5 protein-coding genes are annotated in these 2,763 nt (G+C 38.7%); 4 read left to right on the forward strand and 1 reads right to left on the reverse strand.

Annotated features, from left to right (window positions below; translation table 11 throughout):
* Positions 1-314: 314 nt before the first annotated feature.
* A complete protein-coding gene (locus tag F6K22_RS37920) occupies positions 315-983 on the forward strand; it encodes an NAD(P)-binding domain-containing protein (RefSeq protein ID WP_293110001.1) in 669 nt (222 codons plus the stop codon).
* Positions 984-993: 10 nt separating this feature from the next.
* A complete protein-coding gene (locus tag F6K22_RS37925) occupies positions 994-1,227 on the forward strand; it encodes an FAD-dependent oxidoreductase (protein ID WP_293110002.1) in 234 nt (77 codons plus the stop codon).
* A 783-nt stretch (positions 1,228-2,010) separates the two neighbouring features.
* Here F6K22_RS37925 and F6K22_RS37930 read toward each other — a convergent pair.
* Positions 2,011-2,205 carry a hypothetical protein gene (locus tag F6K22_RS37930; RefSeq protein WP_293110004.1) on the reverse strand — a complete coding sequence of 65 codons (195 nt, stop codon included), beginning with the start codon at positions 2,203-2,205 and terminating at the stop codon, positions 2,011-2,013.
* 13 nt (positions 2,206-2,218) lie between these two features.
* On the opposite strand from F6K22_RS37930, the gene F6K22_RS37935 reads away from it, so the two are divergent.
* Together F6K22_RS37935 and F6K22_RS37940 are read left to right on the forward strand one after the other, a co-directional pair.
* Positions 2,219-2,437 carry a hypothetical protein gene (locus F6K22_RS37935; protein WP_293110006.1) on the forward strand — a complete coding sequence of 73 codons (219 nt, stop codon included), beginning with the start codon at positions 2,219-2,221 and terminating at the stop codon, positions 2,435-2,437.
* 144 nt (positions 2,438-2,581) lie between these two features.
* The gene (locus F6K22_RS37940; RefSeq protein ID WP_293110008.1) at positions 2,582-2,743 is read left to right on the forward strand and encodes a hypothetical protein; all 162 of its coding nucleotides are present in this window, start codon (positions 2,582-2,584) and stop codon (positions 2,741-2,743) included.
* The last annotated feature ends 20 nt before the right edge of the window (positions 2,744-2,763 follow it).

The raw sequence follows: 2,763 nt of genomic DNA on the forward strand, positions 1-2,763 counted from the left end.
TCTTTTACCTTTTAAGGAACACCTCAATTCTCACATCTCATTTCTGATTGCTATATATAATCCTGATGTCTCATAAATTTGAGTTGTATTCAACCTGGAAAAAAGTACAAAAAAATACACTCATTAATGTTTAAAACTGAGGATTTTTCCTCACCTGAGTGGGAGAAATGCAGAAAATTTAAAACCTGCAACTATTCCCTCCAAAAGACTTTTTCGGCAAACCATAATCAGGATTATCAATAAAACAATATATAGAGATTTAGTTCAATGAAAAAAACGATAGGAATTATTGGAGGAGGACCTGCTGGAATGTCTTGCGCCCTCTGGTTAAAATATTTAGGTTTTCCCCAATTATTATTGAAAAAAAACAACGACTTGGAGGTTTACAACAGGTAAGTAATTTTCAAAATGTCTGGTATTTAGGATTAATTGAAAAAACTGGATATGAGATTGCCGAGCAGTTTCGCCAGCATATTCAAGTAGAAGAAATTTCTACGTTATTAGGCTCTCAAGTTAGGAGTATTGTCAAGGATGGGGATAATTTTCAGATTTTTACTGAAGCAAAAGAAATTACAGCTCAAGGTTTAGTTATTGCTACAGGGCAAAGAATTAAAGGATACGAAGGTATCAAATTTATTGAGGGTAGTCACGAACTTTTATCATCACAGGAAATATTCTTTGACCCTGGTGCGACTCCTCTACTTACACCTCAGATGAATGAAAAGATAGTTGCTATTGTTGGAGGAGGTGATAATGGGTTAGTAACAGCAATACGTTTCTCTGAAACTGCTAAACATATTCACCTATTTGTTCGTTCTCAAATGTGTGGTTTTAAAGTTAACCAAAAAACAATTTACGAGAAAGTTGAAGCTGGTAAAATAACGTTACATCAACCAGCAATTATTCAGAGATTTGAAGTTCAGGACAATCAAATTTATATCACTTTTGGAGATGGAGAAAGACTAGAAGAAAAGTTAGCATGACTCTCTATGTTTGAGAATTGGGTTTGCTCCAAATATAGAGGATATAGTTCAAATTTTTAATGCAGGAAAGTTAGGTAATATTCAACTTAGTCAAAAAGGATATATTTCTACGGATCAATTTCTACGGACATCTATTCCTAATATTTATGCTGCTGGAGATGTGGCAAACCCTAGAGATCCCTGTGTAGCAACAGCGGTAGCTCAAGGTGCTATTGCAGCTAGGAGTATACAAGAGGATTTATGATCAAAATTTAGAATTCAGAATTTAGAATTCAGAAGGTGTAGTAGACCGACACACCTTGAATGGTGCATTGGGAAAAAATAGTCAAACTTTGCCATAACAAGAATTATACGAAAAAAGCTAATAATGAATAGTCAAATTTTCTAACTATTGCGTAGGTCGCCAGAGTTAATTCATTTGCTGAAGCACCCCGCCAGAGGTGATGGGTGGTGAAAATTTCTAACTATTGCGTAGGTCGCCAGAGTTAATTCATTTGCTGAAGCACCCCGCCAGAGGTGATGGGTGGTGAAAATTTCTAACTATTGCGTAGGTCGCCAGAGTTAATTCATTTGCTGAAGCACCCCGCCAGAGGTGATGGGTGGTGAAAATTTCTAACTATTGCGTAGGTCGCCAGAGTTAATTCATTTGCTGAAGCACCCCGCCAGAGGTGATGGGTGGTGAAAATTTCTGACTATTGGGTATAGAGCCAGAGTTAATTCATTTACTGAAGCACCACCCGCCAGAGGTGATGGATAGTAAAATTTTCCAAACTATTTCGTATAGAGCAATAGTTAATTCATTTTATGAAGCACTCTGCTAGAGGAGGTGGGTAGTGAAAATTTCTAACTATTGCGTAGGTCGCCAGAGTTAATTCATTTTATGAAGCACTCTGCTAGAGGAGGTGGGTAGTGAAAATTTCTAACTATTGCGTAGGTCGCCAGAGTTAATTCATTTGCTGAAGCACCCCGCCAGAGGTGATGGGTGGTGAAAATTTTCCAAACTATTGCGTAGGTCGCCAGAGTTAATTCATTTTATGAAGCACTCTGCTAGAGGAGGTGGGTAGTGAAAATTTCTAACTATTGCGTAGGTCGCCAGAGTTAATTCATTTGCTGAAGCACCCCGCCAGAGGTGATGGGTGGTGAAAATTTTCCAAACTATTGCGTATAGAGCAACAGTTAATTCATTTGCTGAAGCACCCTGCCAGAGGTGATGGATAGTCAAATTTTCCAAACTATTGCGTATAGAGCCAGAGTTAATACATTTGCTGAAGCACCACCCGCCAGAGGTGATGGATAGTCAAATTTTCCGACTATTGCGTATAGAGCCAGAGTTAATACATTTGCTGAAGCACCACCCGCCAGAGGTGATGGATAGTCAAATTTTCCAAACTATTGCGTATAGAGCCAGAGTTAATACATTTGCTGAAGCACCACCCGCCAGAGGTGATGGATAGTAAAATTTTCCGACTATTGCGTATAGAGCAACAGTTAATTCATTTGTTGAAGCACCCCGCCAGAGGAGATGGATAGTAAAATTTTCCGACTATTGCGTATAGAGCAACAGTTAATTCATTTGTTGAAGCACCCCGCCAGAGGAGATGGATAGTAAAATTTTCCGACTATTGCGTATAGAGCAACAGTTAATTCATTTGTTGAAGCACCACCCGCCAGAGGTGATGGATAGTAAAATTTTCCGACTATTGCGTATAGAGCAACAGTTAATTCATTTGTTGAAGCACCCCGCCAGAGGAGATGGATAGTAAAATTTTCCGACTATTGC

It is taken from the genome of Okeania sp. SIO2F4 (assembly GCF_010672385.1).
Lineage (GTDB): Bacteria > Cyanobacteriota > Cyanobacteriia > Cyanobacteriales > Microcoleaceae > Trichodesmium.